Source organism: Marinobacter sp. UBA3607 (assembly GCF_002375525.1).
In the GTDB taxonomy this organism is placed as follows: domain Bacteria; phylum Pseudomonadota; class Gammaproteobacteria; order Pseudomonadales; family Oleiphilaceae; genus Marinobacter; species Marinobacter vinifirmus.
The window spans coordinates 157239-177912 of sequence record NZ_DFLY01000010.1 but is presented as its reverse complement, the minus strand read 5'-3'; the positions used below and the strand labels follow the sequence as shown (position 1 = coordinate 177912).

The 20674-nt window shown below is 59.7% G+C and carries 18 protein-coding genes; 9 read left to right on the top strand and 9 right to left on the bottom strand.

The genetic code is table 11. The annotated features are described in order from the left end of the window. The first annotated feature begins 63 nt into the window (after nt 1-63). From B2589_RS03315 to B2589_RS03300, 4 genes are read left to right on the top strand one after another with little or no spacing between them, the layout of a single operon-like run. Entirely contained in the window at nt 64-1533 is a 1470-nt protein-coding gene (locus tag B2589_RS03315; RefSeq protein WP_286815607.1) for an ATP-binding protein, read from the top strand. Continuing rightward, nucleotides 1530-2915, top strand: a complete 1386-nt coding sequence (locus B2589_RS03310) for a sigma-54-dependent transcriptional regulator (RefSeq protein ID WP_414673921.1) — start codon at nt 1530-1532, stop codon at nt 2913-2915. Before B2589_RS03315 ends, B2589_RS03310 begins: the two co-directional genes overlap by 4 nt. Then, on the top strand, nt 2912-3817 hold the full coding sequence (locus tag B2589_RS03305; protein WP_058341382.1) for a DMT family transporter: 906 nt from the start codon (nt 2912-2914) through the stop codon (nt 3815-3817). The genes B2589_RS03310 and B2589_RS03305 overlap by 4 nt, the downstream gene beginning before the upstream one ends. Next, nucleotides 3810-4088 carry a GIY-YIG nuclease family protein gene (locus tag B2589_RS03300; protein WP_232901626.1) on the top strand — a complete coding sequence of 93 codons (279 nt, stop codon included), beginning with the start codon at nt 3810-3812 and terminating at the stop codon, nt 4086-4088. The genes B2589_RS03305 and B2589_RS03300 overlap by 8 nt, the downstream gene beginning before the upstream one ends. Here the strand turns inward: B2589_RS03300 and B2589_RS03295 are convergent. Next, complete coding sequence (locus B2589_RS03295; RefSeq protein ID WP_286815606.1) at nt 4066-4959, bottom strand: alpha/beta hydrolase; 894 nt, start codon at nt 4957-4959, stop codon at nt 4066-4068. The genes B2589_RS03300 and B2589_RS03295 overlap by 23 nt on opposite strands. Before the next feature lie 70 nt (nt 4960-5029). On the opposite strand from B2589_RS03295, the gene B2589_RS03290 reads away from it, so the two are divergent. Together B2589_RS03290 and B2589_RS03285 are read left to right on the top strand one after the other, a co-directional pair. Then, entirely contained in the window at nt 5030-6019 is a 990-nt protein-coding gene (locus tag B2589_RS03290) for an alpha/beta hydrolase (RefSeq protein WP_199458003.1), read from the top strand. Between the two features lie 56 nt (nt 6020-6075). Further along, nucleotides 6076-6735, top strand: a complete 660-nt coding sequence (locus B2589_RS03285) for an OmpA family protein (protein ID WP_286815605.1) — start codon at nt 6076-6078, stop codon at nt 6733-6735. Nucleotides 6736-6812: 77 nt separating this feature from the next. Here B2589_RS03285 and serA read toward each other — a convergent pair whose 3' ends face one another. Further along, complete coding sequence (serA, locus tag B2589_RS03280) at nt 6813-8042, bottom strand: phosphoglycerate dehydrogenase (protein ID WP_286815604.1); 1230 nt, start codon at nt 8040-8042, stop codon at nt 6813-6815. Nucleotides 8043-8227: 185 nt separating this feature from the next. Here serA and B2589_RS03275 point away from each other — a divergent pair, with 185 nt between their 5' ends. Both B2589_RS03275 and B2589_RS03270 read left to right on the top strand, forming a co-directional pair. Then, nucleotides 8228-9631, top strand: coding sequence for an FAD-binding oxidoreductase (locus B2589_RS03275; protein WP_286815603.1), 1404 nt, complete (start codon nt 8228-8230; stop codon nt 9629-9631). After that, nucleotides 9631-10308, top strand: a complete 678-nt coding sequence (locus tag B2589_RS03270) for an SIR2 family NAD-dependent protein deacylase (RefSeq protein ID WP_286815602.1) — start codon at nt 9631-9633, stop codon at nt 10306-10308. Before B2589_RS03275 ends, B2589_RS03270 begins: the two co-directional genes overlap by 1 nt. 132 nt (nt 10309-10440) lie before the next feature. On the opposite strand, the gene B2589_RS03265 is transcribed toward B2589_RS03270, so the two are convergent. The 5 genes from B2589_RS03265 to B2589_RS03245 form a co-directional block, all read right to left on the bottom strand. After that, nucleotides 10441-11745: an ABC1 kinase family protein gene (locus B2589_RS03265; protein ID WP_286815601.1), complete on the bottom strand. Its 1305-nt coding sequence runs from the start codon at nt 11743-11745 to the stop codon at nt 10441-10443. Between the two features lie 58 nt (nt 11746-11803). Further along, nucleotides 11804-12466, bottom strand: coding sequence for a fumarylacetoacetate hydrolase family protein (locus tag B2589_RS03260; protein ID WP_199458008.1), 663 nt, complete (start codon nt 12464-12466; stop codon nt 11804-11806). A 21-nt stretch (nt 12467-12487) separates the two neighbouring features. Further along, on the bottom strand, nt 12488-13030 hold the full coding sequence (locus B2589_RS03255) for an adenine phosphoribosyltransferase (RefSeq protein WP_286815600.1): 543 nt from the start codon (nt 13028-13030) through the stop codon (nt 12488-12490). Between the two features lie 22 nt (nt 13031-13052). After that, nucleotides 13053-14351, bottom strand: a complete 1299-nt coding sequence (locus B2589_RS03250) for an NCS2 family permease (RefSeq protein ID WP_199458009.1) — start codon at nt 14349-14351, stop codon at nt 13053-13055. A 130-nt stretch (nt 14352-14481) separates the two neighbouring features. Further along, entirely contained in the window at nt 14482-15099 is a 618-nt protein-coding gene (locus B2589_RS03245; RefSeq protein WP_094623856.1) for a trimeric intracellular cation channel family protein, read from the bottom strand. Nucleotides 15100-15366: 267 nt separating this feature from the next. On the opposite strand from B2589_RS03245, the gene B2589_RS03240 reads away from it, so the two are divergent. Further along, nucleotides 15367-16347, top strand: a complete 981-nt coding sequence (locus B2589_RS03240; RefSeq protein ID WP_094623857.1) for an NADPH:quinone oxidoreductase family protein — start codon at nt 15367-15369, stop codon at nt 16345-16347. A gap of 409 nt (nt 16348-16756) precedes the next feature. On the opposite strand, the gene B2589_RS03235 is transcribed toward B2589_RS03240, so the two are convergent. Both B2589_RS03235 and B2589_RS03230 read right to left on the bottom strand, forming a co-directional pair. Beyond that, entirely contained in the window at nt 16757-18586 is a 1830-nt protein-coding gene (locus tag B2589_RS03235; protein ID WP_286815599.1) for a long-chain-acyl-CoA synthetase, read from the bottom strand. 49 nt (nt 18587-18635) lie between these two features. After that, on the bottom strand, nt 18636-20600 hold the full coding sequence (locus B2589_RS03230; protein ID WP_286815598.1) for an acetyl/propionyl/methylcrotonyl-CoA carboxylase subunit alpha: 1965 nt from the start codon (nt 20598-20600) through the stop codon (nt 18636-18638). Between the last annotated feature and the right edge of the window lie 74 nt (nt 20601-20674).

The following is a 20674-nucleotide window of genomic DNA, read 5'->3' as shown; positions in this document are numbered from 1 at the left end:
GGGTTGTGGCAAAATGCCACATGTGTCAAAAATGGTGTGACACTTCTTGCGAAGGACAGGTTTATGGTTTCCCTTGGCCGGCGCTTCCGGGATTTATTCCGCTCCCTGCAGCTGACTCTGGTACTGAGTATCGTTGTGCCCCTGCTGTTATTCAGTGGCATCGCCATCTACATCGGATTGGGGGCGGTGGAGCGGGCCCTGAATGACCGGCTCAGGGAAGACCTCGAACTGGTTGCTCGCGCCGTCACCGGGCCGGTTGCCAATGCCCTGTCCCAGGGTGATGAGCTGGTCTTGGGGGAGTCCCTGAAATCCATTTTCCAGATCGGCCGCATTTCCGGGGCCTCGGTGTTTGATGATGCCGGTAACCGGGTGGCCAGCCTGGGGGTAGCGGATTCAGATGTCACCAACAGCGCCAGTGCGGAGAAGGTGATCACCAGCGGTGAGCTGGGGGGAGCCTTCCGCCGGGTCGACGGCGAATCGGTGTTTTCCCAATTCACCCCGCTGGTGGGCGAGGACGGCCGTATACAGGGGCTGCTCCAGGTTACCCGCCAGCGCAGCGATTTCCATGACCTGGTCGCCTCATCCCGATGGTGGGCAGTGAGTATCTGGTCGGCCTTGTCGGCCATCATCATCCTTGTGGTTGTACTCGGCCATTACCGGACCGTTGGCCGGCATGTGAACCGTTTACTGGAAAACATGGGAGGCCTTGCGCCCGGCCAATGGGTATTGGCGGTGCCACCGTCCGGCCCCCGGGAAATCCGGCAGATACACAAAGGCATTCTCGAGCTGGGCCGCCGGATGGCGGGCGCCGAATCGGAAATCGAGGGTCGTATTGCCCGGGAGCGGGCGCTGGCCGAGCAGCTGGAGTATCAGGAAAAAGTTGCCATGATCGGCCGGGTTGCCGGCGGGGTGGCCCACGAACTGGGGGCACCGCTGAATGTGATTCAGGGCCGGGCCCGAATCCTTGCCCGCTCGGGCTTGCCGGAGGACCAGCAACGCCACCTGACCGATATTGAGCACCAGGTCAGCCGTATGACCGCCATTATCCAGCAATTGCTGGATTGTTTCCGGCATGTACCCGATTCCCGCAGGCCACTGGATTTGTCTTCGGTGCTGGCGGATGTGATGCAGCGGGTGGCGGACGATAACCGCTGCGCAGCCAGAACCCTGGAAACCGAAGGCCTTGATGCGGCTATGCCGGTACGGGCGGAGCCTTTGCGGGTGGGGCTGGCTTGTCTGAATGTGATTCGCAACGCCTGCCAGTCTGCACAGTCACGGTTACGGGTGTCTGCCCACGATGCCGGCGACTGCTGGGAAGTGCGGGTGGAAGACGATGGCCCCGGCATTCCGGCGCCGCAACGGGCTCAGATTTTTGAGCCCTTCTACAGTACCCGGGCCGCCGGTGAAGGCACGGGGCTCGGGCTGGCAGTAGTCAGCAGTGTGCTGAAAGAACACGGAGGCCGGGTGGATGTGGGCAGCTGTGAGCTGGGTGGCTGCCGCATGAGCCTGTATTTCCCCAAGGAGTCCGAATGATGTCTGCAACAGCTGCCACCCTTATGCTGGTGGAAGATGATCCCAGCCTGGGCCAGCTCCTGGCCGAGGAGCTGGAAATGGATGGCTATGCCGTCGACCGTGCCGCCACTGTGCAAGAGGCCCGGGGGCTGTTGCAGCAACAGCGGCCGGCCCTGATCGTGTCGGATCTGCGGCTCCCCGACGGCGACGGTATGCAGGTGCTGGCCTTTCAGCAGGCCGAGCACCCCGGAATCCCTTTTATTGTGATCACCGCCTTTGGCACCGTAGACCAGGCGGTTGAGGCCTTGAAGGCGGGAGCGGATGACTTTCTCACCAAGCCGTTGTCGACCGACCATTTGCGGCTGAAAATCAAACGATTGCTGGCACAGGCCGATGTGAACCGGCAACTGGCTGAAATCCAGTCCCGCCAGCAGGGTGAACAGAATATGGGGCTGGTGGGTGACAGCCCGGCCATGGAGCGCCTTCGGGGTGAAATTCGCCAGGTGGCCCGCAGCCAGGCGGCGGTGCTTATTAACGGTGAGAGCGGCACCGGTAAAGAACTGGTAGCCCGTGCCATTCACAATCAGAGTGACCGGGCGGACAGGGCGTTCCTGGCGGTGAACTGCGCCGGCATTCCGCCAGACCTGATGGAAAGCGAGTTTTTCGGCCACGAAGCCGGCGCCTTTACCGGCGCCCGCCAGGCCCGCAAAGGCCTGTTTGCCGAAGCCAGTGGTGGTACCTTGCTGCTGGACGAGATCGGTGAAATGCCGCTGTCACTGCAAGCCAAGCTGCTGCGGGTGCTGCAGGAAGGCGCCATCAAGCCGGTCGGGGCGGATCACGAAGAAACCGTGGATGTACGCATTCTGGCGGCTACCCATGTAAACCTGATGAAGGCCGTTGAAGGCGGGCTGTTCCGGGAAGATTTGTACTACCGCCTGGAAACCCTCGCGCTGCAGGTGCCGCCACTGCGGGACCGGGGTGAAGACGTGGAAATGCTGGCCATGCACTTCCTGAAAGAAGCATGCAGGCGACACAACCGGGGGTTCATCAAGTTCAGTGATGTCACCCTCCGGGTGCTCCGGGACTATCTATTCCCGGGAAATGTCCGGGAGTTGTCCAGTGCCATTGAACGGGCGGTGACCTTCTGTGATGGCGACACCATCCAACCGGAGCATCTGCCAGAGCGGATTCGCAAGCGGCAAAGTTCGCTTCAGGCGCCCCCGGCTGACCCTGTGGCCGATAGCATCCCGGAATGGCCTACACTGGAAGCCCTGCAGCAGGACTATGTGCGCAAGGTGATGGCGGCGGTTGATGGCAACAAGCGTCGTGCTGCACAGATCCTCGGTATTAACCGGCGGACACTCTATCGCTGGCTCGAAACCAATCCGGAGCAGAATTCATGAAAAACCAGAAGCAGGCCATGTTGTTTGGTCTGGGTACTGTATTGCTTTGGTCTACCGTGGCTACGGCGTTCAAGCTGGCCCTGGCGGACCTGGCGCCGGTGCAGATGCTGCTGGTGGCCTGTGCCGCCTCCATTGTGGTTATGGGCGGAGCGTTGGTGATCATGGGACGCTGGCAGGAGGTGTTCCAGCTTTCCCGCCGCCAGTACCTTCAGTCTATCGGCATGGGGCTGATCAATCCCTGCTTGTATTATTTCCTGTTGTTCGGCGCCTTTGACCGGTTGCCGGCCCAGGAGGCCCAGCCCCTGAACTACACTTGGGCGCTGGTGCTGGCGTATCTGTCTGTGCCGTTTCTGGGCCAGAAGCTGCGCCGTATCGATATCCTGGCCGGGCTGGTGTGCTATGCCGGGGTAGTGGTGATTGCCACTCGCGGGGCGGTTACCTCTCTGAGTTTTTCAGACCCGCTGGGGGTCTCCCTGGCACTGGGCAGTACAGTGGTCTGGGCGTCTTACTGGATTATTGCCACCCGGGACACCCGTGATCCTGTAGTTGGCCTGTTCCTGAATTTCCTGTTTGGCCTGCCGGTGATCGCCTTGGTGTGCTGGTATACCGTCGGGCTGGAATTTCCTTTGGGTGGCTCGCTGGCAGCGGCCCTGTACGTGGGGGTGTTCGAGATGGGAATTGCCTTTGTGCTCTGGTCCCAAGCCATGAAAAAGGCGGAAAATACCTCGAAAGTGAGCAATCTGATCTTCATCTCCCCGTTTTTGTCACTGGTATTTATCTACTTCATTCTGGGCGAGGTGATTCTGCCATCCACCTACGTGGGGCTGGTGCTGATTATTGCCGGGCTCTGGCTGCAGCAGAAAAAAGTGAAACAACGGGAGCAGGCGCTGGAACATGGCTGAGGGCTGGTTTCTGTACCTGGTGCGTACCGCCTCCGGTGCGCTGTACACCGGAATTACCACCGACGTTGAGCGGCGCTTCGCAGAGCACCAGGCCGGTGCGCCCAAGGGGGCCCGCAGCCTGCGTGGTAAAGGCCCGTTGACCCTGGAGTTCCAGGCCCCGGCCGGAGATCGCAGCCGGGCCTCGAAACTGGAATGGCAGGTAAAACGCTGGCCCCGGGTTCGAAAAGAAGCGCTCCTGAAGGGGGAAATCAGCCTGCCAGATGACGCCTGATATGGTCGGCGGCAACGGCCACGGCTTCGGTGGCCCGGTTCAGCTGGCCGCTGTGTACCTGGAACACATGCCACAGGCTGTTGTAGATCTCCAGCGTAGTGTCCACGCCGTCGCGCTTGGCAACTGCCGCCAGCCGGGTGGCATCATTCAGCAGTATTTCCTGGCTGCCTGCCTGAATGAGCAGCGGTGACAGGCCGCTCAGGTCACCGAACACCGGTGAAATCATCGGATTGGTCAGGGGTGTCTGGCCGCCATACAGGCGGGCCGCATTTTTGGTCCAGCTGGCGTGCAAGACCGGTTCGCATTCCGGTTGGTAGAGCTGTTGCTGGGTCAGGTCGGTCCACGGGGAAAAACAGGTGATGGAAGACGGCAACGGCTTGTTCTGGTCCCGCAGGCGCATGGCGAGGACTAACGACAGCCCGCCTCCGGCCGAATCGCCCGCCAGCGCCACCGAGCTTGCCGGAATGCCCTGGCTCAGCAGTGCCCGGTAAACCGATTCTGCGTCATCCGGTGCGGCCGGGTAGGGGTGTTCCGGTGCCAGCCGGTAATCCGGAACGATCACTTCACAACCGCTCAGCTTCGCCAGGTGCCCAGCAATGCCTTTGTGGGTGGCGGCCGAGCCGATGATATAGCCACCTCCGTGCAGGTACAGGATGGTGCCTATTGCCAGTTGCGCCGGCGTAGCCCTCAGTACCGGCACATTACCAAGGTCGTCTTTGCGGAAGCGGACATCACGGGGAGGGACCGAGCTGCGATAGGCCTGGCGAACCAGCCGGCGTTGCAGTGACAGCGGTACAGCATTCGAGAGCATGGGGCGCACCAGGCGGTGCATGGTCTGGCGTAACCCTGCCTCAAGAAGCGGCTGGAACATCTGTGTTCTCCCTCGTGAATGGGTTAGGATGACGGTCAATTATTGATTCATGACAGGCGTTTAACTCTACGTGTACTGGAAAACAGATACCATAGAAATACCGAATTGGGACAGACATTCCCTGCTGGAGCGTCTGGAGCCTTTCGACCCGGCCGAGCGCCGGGACCTCAGTGTTGAGATGGAAGCCTATTGCCGTTTTTACGGCCTGGATCTCTGGGTGGAGCACCCGGAGGTGGCTTACCATCAGGGCTACGTAAAGGCAGACCGGCACGAAGTCATGGTGCATTACTTCCGGCTGCCGGAGGCGGCAGGGAGCAAGGGCACGGTGTTCATCCTGCATGGTTACTTTGACCACGTGGGGCTGTATACCCAGCTGATTGACCGTTGCCTGGGCGCCGGTTTTGACGTGCTGACCTACGACCAGCCCGGGCACGGGCTGTCCAGCGGTACACCGGCAGCCATTGGCAGTTTCCTGGAATACCAGGCGGTGTTGTCTGAGGTCATGGCCGAGGTGAAAGACATGGTGCGCGGGCCCTGGTTTGCTGTGGGCCAGAGTACTGGTGGGGCGATCCTGATTGACTACCTGCTGTCCAACCACCACGATCAGGACACCTCCGCATTCCGGAGAGTGGTCCTGCTGGCGCCCCTCGTTCGGCCCATGGGCTGGTTAGGTGCCAGAGTGCTGCACAGTGTGGTCAAACCGTTTCTGACCCGATGGAAGCGAGCCTTTAACGAAAACAGCGGGAATACGCGGTTTCTGCAGTTTTTGCGGGAGCATGATCCGCTCCAGGCTCGCGCGGTGCACGTTGATTGGGTAACGGCCCTGAAAAAATGGGTGCCGCACATCGAGTCGGCCAGGCCGGTGGATTTTCCGGTTACCGTGGTGCAGGGCGAGAAAGACACCACCGTAGACTGGCAGCACAATCTGCGCATTATCCGCAATAAATTTTCCTCTGTGAGGGAACGAAGAATCCCGGATGGTCGTCATCATCTGGTAAACGAAGCCCAGGATTTGCAGGCTACGGTGTTTAACACCATTATTGAAACATTCTCGGAATGAAATGGCCGGCGCCGGATCTGGCAGGGCCGCAAGAAAAACCGACGCAGGAGAAAACCATGAAGAAGACAATCCTTGCTTTCGCAGTTGCCACCGTTGGTATGAGTGGCTGCATGACGTACGACCCGTACACCGGCGAAGAGAAAACCTCTAACGCCACCAAGGGCAGCATTATCGGTGCCCTGGGCGGTGCTGTCGTGGGTGCGGCTACATCCAGCAACAGTGATCGCGGCAAGGGTGCCCTGATCGGCGCTGCCAGTGGTGCGGCTGTCGGTGGTGGTATCGGTTACTACATGGACCGCCAGGAAGCGCAGCTGCGTCAGAAGCTGGAAGGCACCGGTGTTCGCGTCGTCCGTAATGGCGACCAGATCGAGCTGGTTATGCCTGGCAACATCACCTTTGACACAGACCAGTCCAGCATCCGTTCCGGCTTTACCGGCACCCTGGAGTCTGTAGCCCTGGTACTGAAAGAGTTCGACAAGACCATCATCCAGATTGAAGGCCACACAGACAGCACCGGTTCCGACAGCTACAACCAGCTGCTGAGTGAGCGCCGTGCTTCTTCAGTGCGGGACTTCCTGCTGAACCAGGGCATCGAGCCGCGCCGTACCCGTGCGACCGGTTATGGCGAGCGCTACCCGGTTGCTTCTAACGATACCTCAGCGGGCCGTGAGCAAAACCGTCGCGTTGAGCTGACGCTGGTGCCGATGGAGCAGTAATTCTCCGCTCCCAGCGCAAAAGAAAAACCCCGGAGGCGAAAGCCTGCGGGGTTTTTTTACGGCTGGTGAAAACCGGTTCAGAACAGAACGCGGCAGCGAATCGTGCCTTTCACCTGACGCAGTTTTTCCAGGGCCAGTTCGCCGTAGGCCTTGTCGACATCGATAACCACATAGCCGATGTCTTCCTTGGTCTGCAGGTACTGGCCGCACACGTTGATGCTGTTCTCGGAGAACACCTGGTTGATCTCGGACATCACGCCCGGCACGTTCTCGTGAATGTGCAGCAGACGGTGCTGGTTCGGGTGCGACGGCAGTGCCACTTCCGGGAAGTTCACGGAAGACACAGAGGTGCCGTTGTCGCTGTACATGGCCAGCTTCTCGGCCACTTCACGGCCGATGTTTTCCTGGGCTTCGATGGTGGAGCCACCCACGTGCGGGGTCAGGATGCAGTTGTCGAATTCGCGCAGCGGAGATACAAACTCTTCATCGTTGGACTTCGGCTCAACCGGGAATACGTCTACCGCAGCACCCAGCAGCTTGCCGGAGCGCAGGGCGTCGGCCAGCGCGTCGATGTCGACCACGGTGCCGCGGGACGCGTTCATCAGGATGGAACCAGGCTTCATCTGGGCGAACTGCTCGGCCTTGAACATGTACTTGGTGGCCGGGGTTTCCGGTACGTGCAGGGAAACCACGTCTGCGATGTTCAGCAGTTCCTGCAGGGTGCCCACCTGGGTGGCGTTACCGATCGACAGCTTGGAAACCACGTCGTAGAAATACACGTCCATGCCCAGGCTCTCGGCCAGGACACTGAACTGGGTACCGATGTTGCCGTAGCCGATGATGCCCAGCTTCTTGCCACGGATTTCGTAGCTGTTCTTGGCGGACTTGGTCCACTCACCCCGATGCGCCTTGGCGCTCTTCTCGGGCACGCCACGCAGCAGCAGGATGGCCTGGGCCAGAACCAGCTCGGCTACGGAACGGGTGTTGGAGAAAGGTGCGTTGAAAACGGCAACACCACGGCGGGTTGCTGCCTGCAGGTCCACCTGGTTGGTGCCGATGCAGAAACAGCCCACAGCCACCAGCTTCTTGGCAGCTTCAAATACTTTCTCGGTCAGCTGGGTGCGAGACCGGATACCGACGAAGTGCGCATCGGCAATCTTCTCGATCAGGTCTTCCTCGCCCAGTGAATGGGTCAGGTACTCGATGTTGGTGTAACCCGCAGCGTTCAGGGTATCAATGGCAGATTGATGCACGCCTTCCAGCAGCAGGATCCGGATTTTGCTCTTTTCGAGAGACGTATTTGACATGGGCTAGCTTCCGAACCTTTCGTCACGTGAAATGACCGCGGCCGGGGATCGTCAACCCGGCTCACAGAACAGGGGCGGTATGATACCATAAACGGAGATTTTCACAGCGCGCCGGTTTGCCTGAATCAATTCTTTGTGAACGCCTTCTGACCACGCGCGGCCCAACCTGAGAGACAGACACACCCATGAATTCCGAACAGATCATTGCTTCCCTTAAAGAGCTGGTGGCTACCGGCGACGCTCCGGGCAAGGTTCTGACCGATCCGGCCGACCTGGACACCTATGGCAAGGACTGGACCAAAATCCATCCGCCCAAGCCCCTGGCGATCGTACTGCCGAAGACCACCGAGCAGGTGCAGGCCGTGGTGAAGTTTGCCAACGAGCACAAGGTGGCCCTGGTACCGTCCGGCGGGCGTACCGGCCTGAGCGCCGGCGCCGTTGCCGCCAACGGCGAGGTGGTGGTGGCGTTCGATAACATGAACCAGATCCTGGAATTCAATGCCAGCGACCGCACGGTACGTTGCCAGTCGGGCGTGGTCACCGAACAGCTGCAGAACTTCGCCGAGGAAAACGGCCTGTACTACCCGGTGGACTTCGCCTCTGCCGGTTCCAGCCAGCTGGGTGGAAACCTGTCTACCAACGCCGGCGGCATCAAGGTGATCCGCTATGGCATGAGCCGCGACTGGGTAGCCGGCCTGAAAGTGGTCACCGGCAAGGGCGATATCCTGGACCTGAACAAGGACCTGGAAAAGAACAATACCGGCTACGACCTGCGCCACCTGTTTATCGGCGCCGAGGGCACCCTGGGCTTCATTACCGAAGCCACCATGAAGCTTACCCGCCAGCCGGATAACCTCACGGTACTGGTTCTGGGCCTGGGCGACCTGACCAACACCATGGATGTGCTGCAGAAGTTCCAGAGCAAGCTGGACCTGACCGCCTACGAATTTTTCTCCCACCAGGCCATGAACCACGTACTGGCCCACGGCCAGGTGCAGGCCCCGTTCGAGACCGAAGCGCCTTACTACGCGCTGCTGGAATTCGAGGCGGTATCCGATCAGGTGATGGACGATGCCATGTCCCTGTTCGAACACTGCGTAGAGGAAGGCTGGGTGCTGGACGGAGTGATCAGCCAGAGCGAAACCCAGGCCCAGAACCTGTGGCAGCTGCGGGAGCGGATCTCCGAATCTATCGCCCCGCGCATTCCCTATAAAAACGACATCTCTGTGGTGGTCTCGAAGGTGCCGGGCTTCCTGCAGGAAATCGACGACGTCGTCACCGAGCATTACCCGGACTTCGAAATCATCTGGTTCGGCCACATCGGCGACGGCAACCTGCACCTGAACATCCTGAAGCCGGAAGACATGGCCAAGGAAGACTTCTTCGAGAAGTGCCAGCAGGTGAACAAGTGGGTGTTCGAGATTGTCGAGCGTTACCAGGGCAGTGTGTCTGCCGAGCACGGCGTGGGCATGACCAAGAAGCCCTACCTGCATTACACCCGCAGCGAGGCGGAAATCGCCTATCTTAAAGGTATCAAGCAGGTGTTCGACCCCAACGGTATCATCAACCCGGGCAAGATCTTCGACTGATGCAAGAGCACATCGTAGTGCTCACCGGCGCTGGCATCAGCGCCGAAAGCGGCCTCTCCACCTTCCGTGACAACGGCGGGTTGTGGGAGCAGCACAGTGTGTACGACGTAGCCACGCCGGAGGCGTTCGAACGCAACCGTGACCTGGTGTTACGGTTCTACAACGAACGCCGCCGGCAGTTGCTGTCGGCTCAGCCGAACCCGGCCCACCGCCTGCTAGCCGAACTGGAAAACCGCTACCGGGTTACCGTAGTCACCCAGAACGTGGATGACCTGCACGAGCGGGGCGGCTCCTCCAACGTGATCCACCTTCACGGTGAACTCACCAAGGCCCGCAGCTCGGTGAATCCCGAGCTGATCTACGATATCGGCTACAACGACATCAAGCCCGGTGACACCTGTGACCTCGGTGCCCAGCTCCGGCCGCACATCGTCTGGTTTGGTGAGGAAGTGCCGATGCTGGATGCCGCTGCAGAAGTGGTGCGCACGGCAGACCAGTTACTGATTGTGGGAACGTCACTACAGGTATACCCGGCCGCTGGGCTGGTCTACGAAGTGGACATCGATGTGCCCATCACCGTGATTGATCCGGGAGAACCAGCCTCGGTTTCACGTGCCAGAGTGATCCGGAAAGGTGCCAGCGATGGCCTGAGGGAGTGGGTTTCGAGCTTTCTCTGATTTTGGAGAATGGAGTCCTGTCGGGGAGGGCCTTCCAAAACACGCTCCTTCGGCACATCCCTGTGGCGCTTGGGCTCCGCCATCCATGGCTCCGCACAGTTTTGGAAGGCCCTCCCCGACAGGACTCTTGCCTCAACTTCGCAGGTATTTCTCTAATTCACTTCTGAATGCGGCCTGTACGCCGAGTCTTTTTAACATCCAGTAATGCCCGGCAATCATTCGGTCAATAAAGATACTTTCCACTGGCGGCTTGAAGTAATCCAGATACTTGAACACCGTACTGGTTTTCGCCGCGACGTGCTTGTGGATGTCTGCCTCGGCAAAGTCGTAAGGTTCATCGTTCAGGAACGGAATAATCAGTATGTCGCGCCACATGGCGTAGTAGGCTTCGTCTACCGCCGGCTGGTTATCCACGCGGGCGCCCAGATCAATCAGATATTCGTCCAGCGCCTGGTAGTCTTCATCCAGCGCGGCAATCAGTGCCTTGCGGTAGGCTTCTACAATCTCCGGCTTCAGTTTCTTCACGCAGCCAAAGTCATACATGATGATGGTGCCATCCGGCCGGTAGGCGAAGTTGCCAGCGTGGGGGTCGCCGTGGATGCACTGGAAGCGGAACAGCTGGTCGGCCATGATGGTGAAGATGCGGTGGCCGATTTCGTTGAGGGTTTCCTGGCTGTAGCGTTCGGGTGTGACCTTGCTGACGTGGTCGCCCTCCACCAGCTCCAGGGTCAGAACCCGACGGGTGGAGTGGCTGTCGATCACTTCCGGAATCAGTACCCACGGCTGGTCTTTGTGGAAGTCGTGGAAGAGTTTCAGGTTGCGGGCTTCGTTTTCGTAATCCAGTTCTTCTTTCAGGCGCAGGCGGATTTCGCCGAACAGCTGGTCTACCGTTTCCTTCGGCATTCTCAAAAGGCCGCCCAGTTTCAGGGCCAGGCGCAGCTGTTTCAGGTCTGAATCGCAGGATTCGTCCACGCCAGGGTACTGGACCTTTACGATCACGTCAGTGCCGTCGTGCAGGCGGGCGCGGTGTACCTGGCCGATGGAGGCGGAGGCGTAGGGTGTTTCCTGAAGGTATTCGAACAACTCGCCCACCGGTTTGCCCAGTTCGCTTTCCACCTGTTCCAGAATGACCTCGAAGGGCATGGGTGGGGCTTCTTTCTGGAGTTTTTCCAGCGCCTGGGAGAACTCCTTGGGCAGGAAGTCCTGGGTCTGGGAGGCAATCTGGCCCACTTTCATAACGGCGCCCTTGAGCTCGCCCAGGGTATCGGCAATCTCGTCGGCCATGCGGGTGTAGCTTTCGCTGCGGGCGCTTTCGTCATCCACGGTGCGGAACATACGCCGTGCCCTTTGGCCAGCGTACTGGCCGGCCACCGAGGCGGTCATGCCGGCCAGTTTGAAGAATCGACCTGTGCGTGAGGTTACCGGTTTCTTCGCCATGGTGCTGGGTGTTCCCTGAAACTGATGATGTGCCTGAATATGCGTTCAGGCAGGCATTTCAGACCACTGTGGTTTCCACAAACAGCAGATCTTCCAGTTCCAGCGACAGGGTCTGGCCGGATTCCAGCGGGCCAACGCCTTTCGGGGTTCCGGTCAGCACCACGTCCCCCGGTCGCAGGGTGAACTGGCTGCTCATGTGGGCAATCAGCGGTACGATGGGGTTCAGCATATCACGGGTGTCGCCGGTCTGTTGGCGCTGGCCGTTAATGTCCAGGGTGAAGTGAATGTTGTCCTTCGGAAGTTTGTCGGCGGGCACGAAAGGCGAGAGCGGGCAGGCGCCGTCAAAGGCCTTGGCCCGTTCCCAGGGCTGGCCCTTTTCCTTGAGCTTGCTTTGGATATCCCGAAGGGTCAGGTCCAGCGCCAGGCCGTAACCCAGAATGGCAGCTTCAGCTTCGCTCTCGGAAGCATGGGTGAGTGGGCGGCCGATGAGTACCGCCAGTTCGGTTTCAAAGTGCACCGCGCCCTGATTGCGGGGGAAATCCAGCGGGCGGGTGATGTGCACCGCTGCTGTAGAGGGTTTGATAAACAGCAGCGGCTCGTCCGGCACTGGGTTATTCAGTTCCCGGGCGTGTTCGGCGTAGTTGCGACCAATGCACACGATCTTGCCAAGGGGCAGGTGAACGGGGGTACCGTCTTTCCAGTGGTGCTGATAATCGGGCATGGTCGCCTCCTGTAACTGTGGTTATTCTCCGTCGAATGAACACACAGTATAAACCTGCAGGCCTTCTTCCTGCAGCTTGCGGGAGCCGCCCAGATCCGGCAAATCGATCATCGCGGCCACTTCCACAATTTCCGCGCCAATGCGGCGGATCAGCCGGGTTGCGGCCAGCATGGTGCCACCTGTAGCGATCAGGTCGTCCACCAGCACCACCTTGTCGCCGGGCTTGAAGGCATCTTTGTGCAATTCAACAGACGCGGTGCCGTATTCCAGCTCGTAGTCTTCCACCATGGTGTCGAACGGCAGCTTGCCTTTCTTGCGCACCAGCACCAGCGAGGCGTTCAGCTCATAGGCCAGGGCCGAGCCGATGATGAAGCCGCGGGCATCAACCGCGGCCACGGCATCGATATGCTGGCCGTGGTAGCGGTGCACGAAGGCGTCGATCAGCTTTCGAAAAGCTGTTTTGTCCTGCAGCACCGTGGTGATGTCGAGGAACGACACCCCCGGTTTGGGCCAGTCCGGTACCGTGCGGATGGCCTTTTTAATACTTTCGGAAAAATAATCCATAACTCACCTGTATGGACCCGGCTTATGCCAGGTCCAGGAACATGAATTTCAGAACGAAGACGACGGCAATCACGGTGACGCTCCAGTTCAGGTCAGACCAGCGGCCAGCCAGGGCTTTCACCGCCACATAGGTGATGAAGCCAAGGGCAATGCCGTGGGCGATGGAGAACGTCAGCGGCATCATCAGGGCGGTCACGATAGCCGGTGCGGTGTCGGTGATGTCGTCCCAGTCGATCAGTTTCAGCCCGCTGGCCATCAGGCAGGCCACGTACAGCAGGGCCGGGGCTGTGGCATAGGGCGGGATCACACTGGCAATGGGTGAGAACAGCAGGCAAGCCAGGAACAGCAGGGCGACCACAACTGCGGTCAGGCCGGTGCGGCCGCCGGCCGCGATACCGGCAGTGGATTCCACGTAACTGGTGGTGGTGGATGTACCCAGTGCGGCGCCAGACATGGTGGCAACAGAGTCAGACATCAGGGCCCGGCCCAGGCGCGGCAGTTTGCCGTCCTTGTCCAGCAAACCGCCTTTCTGGGCCGCGCCCACCAGGGTGCCGGAGGTGTCGAACAGGTCTACAAACAGGAAGGCAAAGACCACGCTGATCATGCCAACGTTCAGGGCGCCGGCCAGGTCAAGTTGCATAAAGGTGGGGGCGATGCTCGGCGGTGCAGACACAATACCCTGATACTCCACCATGCCCAGCATCATGGCGGCGGCGGTTATAGCAATAATGCCGATCATCACAGAACCGGTAACCTGGCGGAAGGAGAGCGCACAGATCAGCACAAAGCCGGCAAAGAACAGCAGGGCCTCGGGTACCTTCACATCACCCAGGCTGACCAGGGTAGCGGGATGATCTACCACAATGCCGGCATTCTTCAGGGCAATCAGGGCCAGGAAGAAACCGATACCTGCGGAAATGCCGAATCGCAGTGAAAGGGGGATGGAATTGATGATCCATTCCCGCACCTTGAAAATGCTCAGCAGGAAGAACAGCAAGCCGGACAGGAACACTGCCCCCAGCGCCACCTGCCAGCTGTAGCCCATGCTGCCAACCACCGTGAACGAGAAGAACGCGTTCAGGCCCATGCCCGGGGCAAGCGCGATGGGGTAGTTGGCCCACAGGCCCATGATCAGGGTGCCGATGACCGCCGCCAGGCAGGTCGCCACGAACACGGCGCCGAAATCCATGCCGGTGGAAGAAAGTAGGCTGGGGTTGACCACGATAATGTAAGCCATGGTCAGGAAGGTGGTAATGCCCGCTACCACTTCTTTACGAACAGTAGTGCCGTGGGCCTGGAGTTGGAACAGTCGTTCAAGCATGACGGGGGTCTGCCTCTCAGGATGCCTGGGTTGGAGTTTAAAATCTTTTGACGTGCGGAAATCGTGAACTGGATGAAAAAACGGCAATGTTACCGGCTCACGGGCCTCAGGCCAAGGGATGATTGACAGTTCAGTGAGCCGCGTTATCTCTCTGTAGACGGATATCAAAACGCACGGCGGCCATTCGCACAATGACAATAAATGACAGACCGATGGTCAGGGCGAGCGACTCGCTTTCCAGGAACCACTGGCAGACGAAATAGAGCCAGCAGCCGGCAAACGCGATGGAGGCGTAGATCTGGTCTTTGCGGAAGATAAACGGCACTTCGTTGCACAGGGTGTCGCGAAGCGCGCCGCCAAAGCACCCGGTCATCACCCCCAACATGGACGCAATAAACCACGAATGCCCAAGGTCCAGCGCCAGCTGGGCGCCGAGGATGGAGAAAATACCCAGCCCGATGGCATCCGGAAACACAATGCGGGACTCTTTCAGGCTGTGGGCCCGGCTCCAGTAGCTGAACACAATAGCCATGGCCAGGATCAGGATCGGCTGCTCTTCGTGCTTGATCCAGTAAAGCGGATGGTTGTCCATGATCAGATCCCGCAGGGTTCCGCCGCCCAGTGCGGTAATGAAGCCGATGGCAAAGACCCCCACCGGATCCATGTTTTTCGAGCGCGCGACAATCATGCCGGAAATGGCAAACGCCACAATGCCGATCATTTCAAGGGTGTAGATGATGTCGAACATGGCCGGCTCTGGGGCTGAAAGTGGACGAAAAACGCATTCAGAACGGGAGCGCGAAGCATAGCTGAAAATGGCCTGCGATTCATCCAGTTGATAACGCAAGGTGCTTGAAGTGGGAGGGTTTACGCGATGTTATTAGCTTGGCTAATAAAGTCCGATAAGCTAACTTTATTTGCTTCATACCGGAACTCTGTTTAGCTTGATCTCCCTCAATAAAATACCGAACAACAACGGTGCCCCCTGTGTGCGGCGGCGCCATCAGGAGAGATCATGAAAGCTATTCTGTGCAAAGAGTACGGCCCCGCCGAAACACTGGTCATCGAAGACGTACCCAGCCCGAAAATGGGCGACCGGGGCGTAAAAATCCGCGTAAAAGCCGCCGGCCTGAACTTTCCCGATACCCTGATCATTGAAGGCAAGTACCAGCTGCAGCCCCCCATGCCATTTTCCCCGGGCGGCGAACTGGCGGGTGAAGTCATTGAAGTGGGCGACAAGGTTACCCGCTTCAAACCTGGCGACCGGGTAGCCGCCCTGACCGGTTTCGGCGCCTTTGCCGAAGAAGTCGTCGCCCCGGAATCCAACCTGCTACCGGTACCGGACAACATGCCGGATGAAAAAGCCGCCGGCTTTATGATGGTGTACGGTACCTCCTACTATGCACTGAAACAGCGCGCAAACCTACAGCCCGGCGAAACCCTTCTGGTGCTCGGCGCCAGCGGTGGCGTTGGCCTGGCAGCGGTGGAACTGGGCAAGGCCATGGGTGCGAAAGTGATTGCGGCGGCCAGCAGCTCCGAGAAGCTTCGCATCGCCAAGGATGCCGGTGCCGACGAGCTGATCAACTACACCGACGAGCCCCTGAAAGACGCGGTGAAGAAACTCACCAAGGGCAAAGGTGTGGACGTGATCTACGACCCGGTCGGCGGCGACTTCACCGAACAGGCCTTGCGCACTATGGCCTGGAACGGCCGCCACCTGATCATCGGCTTCGCCGCCGGCGATATCCCGAAAGTGCCGGCCAACCTGACGTTGTTGAAGGGCTGCTCGGTGGTTGGTGTGTTCTGGGGTGCCTTTACCCGCAACGAGCCGGAGGTGAGTGCACAGAACATGATGGAGCTGCTGCAGATGTACTCTGAGGGCAAAATCGACCCGAAGGTCAGCGAGGTGTTCGATTTCGAGCAATACGCGGAAGCTCTGGGCGCCCTGACGGGTCGTCGGGCTACCGGCAAGGTCGTCCTTCGTGTCGGGGCTTGATTTGGTTTGTCAGCTTGGGCCCCTAGCCTGAGGCTTTGGGCGTATACGGGAGCGGGGTGTGGCCTCCCAAAAACCGCTCCTTGCGGCACATCCCTGTGGCGCTTCTGCTCCGCCATCCATGGCTCCGCACATTTTTGGGAGGCCACACCCCGCTCCCGCTGTTCGTGCCTCGGAGTAATAGTCAGTGGAGATTAAGTCCTGGTGGGACCGAAATCGTCTGACTATTACTGGGGCTATGATTGGTCGGGTTGGGGCGCGCTTCCAAAAAATTTCGGAGGCCATGGATGGCCGGAGAGAAGCGCACAGGGATGTGCTTGTAGCGGTTTTTTGGAAGCGCGCCCCAACCCGGCCGCACCCCCCAAAACCAACAAGCTAGGGCCGAAAACAGGCCCCAACTCAGGGCGAAAGGCTAAAACCGAACCCCACCAGAGTCGATGTCAGAAACCAGCTTGGGCGTCAGTCGGGTATAACCGGACGTACCGGGAAGCCAGGCATAGACTTCCTCGTGGGGCCGGTCCAGGGAATAGCCGAGCTTCTGGATATCCACCTTCCGGTACTTGAAGGTTCCCGTTTTCTCGATGGCGTGGGTTACCCGCACAAACACCGGAACGGCATAAGCTGGCAGGTTGTCGCTCAGGTAAGCGAACAGCCTGTCCACATCAAAATCTGCCTCCGGATTCTGGGGCACCAGGGTCACCATGCCGGCTTTGCCGTTGGTGTTCGGGATTTCCACGCCGTACACGATGGCTTCCTGCACCATGCCGGAGCCGTCGATGATGTTTTCCACCTCGGTGGTGGAGACGTTTTCGCCCTTCCAGCGGAAGGTGTCACCCATGCGATCGACGAACTGCAGGTGTCGGCAGCCGATTTCTTTCAGCACGTCGCCGGTATTGAACCAGGCGTCGCCATTTTTGAAGGCGTCTCGCAGGATAGATTTTTCGGTGGCTTCTTTCTGGGTGTAACCCTCAAATGCCCACTTCTTGGTGATTTCGCCAATCAGTAAGCCCGGTTCGCCTTTTTCCACTTCTTCCAGCCGGCCTTTCTCGGTGCGGATCGGGTCCCGGGTGCCTTCGTGGTATTTCACCAGTTTGTAGGGTGCGGTGGAGAAGCCGACGGTGTTGTCCATGTTGAAGAAGTTGCTGAAGCCGATGTTGCCCTCTGAGGAAGCGTACAGCTCTGCCACGGTTTCAATGCCGAAGCGTTCCTTGAATTCCTTCCAGATAGAGGGACGCAGGCCGTTGCCGATCATCTTGGTCAGGCTGTGGTTTCGGTCCTGGTCGCTGGTAGGCTGGTTGAGCAGATAGCGGCAGAGTTCTCCCACGTAGCCGAAGGTGGTGGCTTTGTAGCGGCGGACATCGTCCCAGAAGGCGCTGGCGGAGAATTTCCGGCGCAGGGCGATGGCCGAGCCGCCGGCCAGTACCGAGCCCCAGCAGACCAGCAGCGCAGTGCCGTGGTAAAGGGGCAGGGTGCAGTAGAGAACGTCTTCCGGTTCCATGGCCAGGGACAGCATGCCGAAGCCGCCGTAGGCGCGGATGAATTTGCGGTGTGAACCCGGGGCTGCCTTGGGCAGGCCGGTGGTGCCGGAGGTGTACAGGTACACCACGGTGTCGCCCATTACCACCGGGTTACTCAGGGTTGGCCGGGCCGAGGGGCAACGGCTGACTTCCTGTGCCAGGTTGACGTAGCCCTCCGGCGCGTCGCCGTAGATGTTCAGGGTGTTGGTGTCGGCCAGGTAAAGGAACGGGGTGCTGTGTTTAAGATCGATTTCTTTGCGAATGCCTTCGGCGTGCTCCAGCAGTTCTTCCCCGACCACCAGCATTTTCGGTTCAATCAGGGTGATGCTGTGGGTCAGCACCTTGCCTTTCTGGGAGGTGTTGAGCATGGCACAGGCCACGCCCACTTTGCCGGCGCCGGCCACCAGGGCCAGCAGCTCCGGGCGGTTATCGAGCAGTACGGCAATGGCATCGCCTTTTACCAGGCCCTGGTCTTTCAGATAGTGGGCGATCCGGTTGCTCCAGACATCGAATTCCTGCCAGGTGATGGTCTGGTCGTCGCACAGTATCGCGGGCCGGTTCGGGTATTTGCTGGCATTGCGCTCCACCAGCTTGCCCAGTGTCAGTTCCTTTTTGTCATCTTTAACGGCGTAGTAATAAAGCCCCCTGGCGATGAATGGGAACCGGCGCAATACGCCCGGCAGGCTGCGCATCAGGTCTCTGGCGGTTACGTTGTCTTGGCTCATGGCGCGTCCGTTCCGTTGCTGACAGGGCAGGGGTGCTGCCCTGCGCCTGTTATTGTGTTTGTTCTTCGGTTTCGCTGGCGGCCAGCTCTACCAGTAACTGGCTGCGCCGTACCTGGTCTCCGCTGCTGGTGTGCACCGTTGCCACGGTGCCATCCCTGTCGGCTTTCACCGGATGCTCCATTTTCATGGCTTCCAGGATCACCAGCGTCTGGCCTTGTTGTACGGTGTCGCCGGCGGCAACCAGCACATCGATAATCGCCCCGTCCATACTGGCCTGGATACGGCCACTGCCGGCGCCCTGGGCACCTGTGGCAGGCTGGTGGGTGATGTCGGTTACCGACCACGACCGGCCGAGTGCCTGCAAATATAGGGAATCACCGGCCCGGGAGTATTGGCACCGCTGACGAATACCATTGTCGATAATGCACAGCTGGCCTTGTTCGTGGCTCTGGATCAGCAGTTCATAGTGGTCATCGCCATGGGAGACCAGCAGTTTGTGGCCACTGTGACGCACCAGCAATTCCACGGTGTCTTCCTGTATTTCCAGCTTCATGGGAATTACTGTGGCCGGTGCGTTGCTCCAGCCTTCCTGCCCGGCGCTGTTGAGGCTCAGGGCGCAGGCGCTGAGGGCCAGTTCGCGGATGCTCAGTGCTTGCGGTGCCAGCGATGGGTGATCTTTGAACGCCTGCTGCAGGAACGCCGTAGTGGCTTCACCGGCACCGAAGGTGTCATCCGCGATGATGCGGCTGAGGAAGTGGCGGTTGGTGGTTACGCCGAACACCGTGGTGTCTTCAAGCGCCCGGATCAGGCGGCGGCGGGCTTCGTCCCGGTTCTGGCCCCAGGCGATGACTTTCGCCAGCATGGGGTCGTAGTGAGGACTGACCACGTCACCGGAGCGCACGCCGGTGTCGAACCGTAAGCCTTCGCCCTCGGCCGGAGTGAACTCGTGCAGGGTGCCGGTTTGCGGGGTAAAGCCGTTGGCCGGGTCTTCGGCGTACAGGCGCACTTCGATGGCGTGGCCATTGAGTTCGATCTCATCCTGGGCCAGCGGCAGTGGCCGGCCTTCGGCCACCATCAGCTGCCAGGCCACCAGATCCTGCCCGGTAATCAGTTCGGTGACCGGGTGCTCTACCTGCAGGCGGGTGTTCATTTCCAGGAAGTAGAAGTTACGGTCTTTGTCGACCAAAAATTCCACGGTACCGGCGCCTTCGTAACCGCAGGCCAGGGCCGCTTTGACGGCTGCTTCGCCCATGGCTTTGCGCAGTTCCGGAGTAACGAAGGGCGAGGGCGCTTCTTCCACGACTTTCTGGTGCCGGCGCTGCACGGAGCAGTCCCGTTCGCCCAGGTACACGGCATTGCCGTGGCGGTCAGTAAAGACCTGGATTTCTACGTGGCGGGGTTCGATGACGGCTTTTTCGATGATCAGCTCGTCGTCGCCGAAGGCCTGTTTGGCTTCGGATCTGGCCCGTTTGATGTTGTCGGCCAGCTCGCTTTCGCTCTCGACCAGGCGCATGCCCCGGCCACCGCCACCGGCGGAGGCTTTGAGCATGAGGGGGTAGCCGATGTCCTTGGCGGCGGCGATGAGTTCGTCGTCGGTTGCGTTGTTGCCTTCGTAACCGGGGACGACCGGTACGCCGGCTTCCTGCATGGCGATTTTGGATCGGCGTTTGCTGCCCATGAGTTCGATGGCGTTTTCGGGCGGGCCTACGAAGGTGAGGCCGGCTTGTTTGATGGCTTTGGCGAAGCCTGCATTTTCGGAGAGGAATCCGTAGCCGGGGTGGATGCAGTCGGCGCCGGTTTTGGCGGCGGCATCGAGGATGGCTTCGGCGTTCAGGTAGGAGGCGGCCACTTGTGCCGGGCCGATGCAGACGGCTTCGTCGGCTTGTTCAACGTGCAGGGCGTTGGCGTCGGCTTCGGAGTAGACGGCAACGGTTCGATAGCCCAGCGCCTTGGCTGTGCGGATGACCCGGACGGCGATTTCGCCTCGGTTAGCGATGAGTAGTTTTTTTAGCATACGCGTTATCTACCTTGTTACTGGACCGCCCCAGGTTGGTGTTCGTCCGCACCACTGGCGGGATCAGCCTCCGG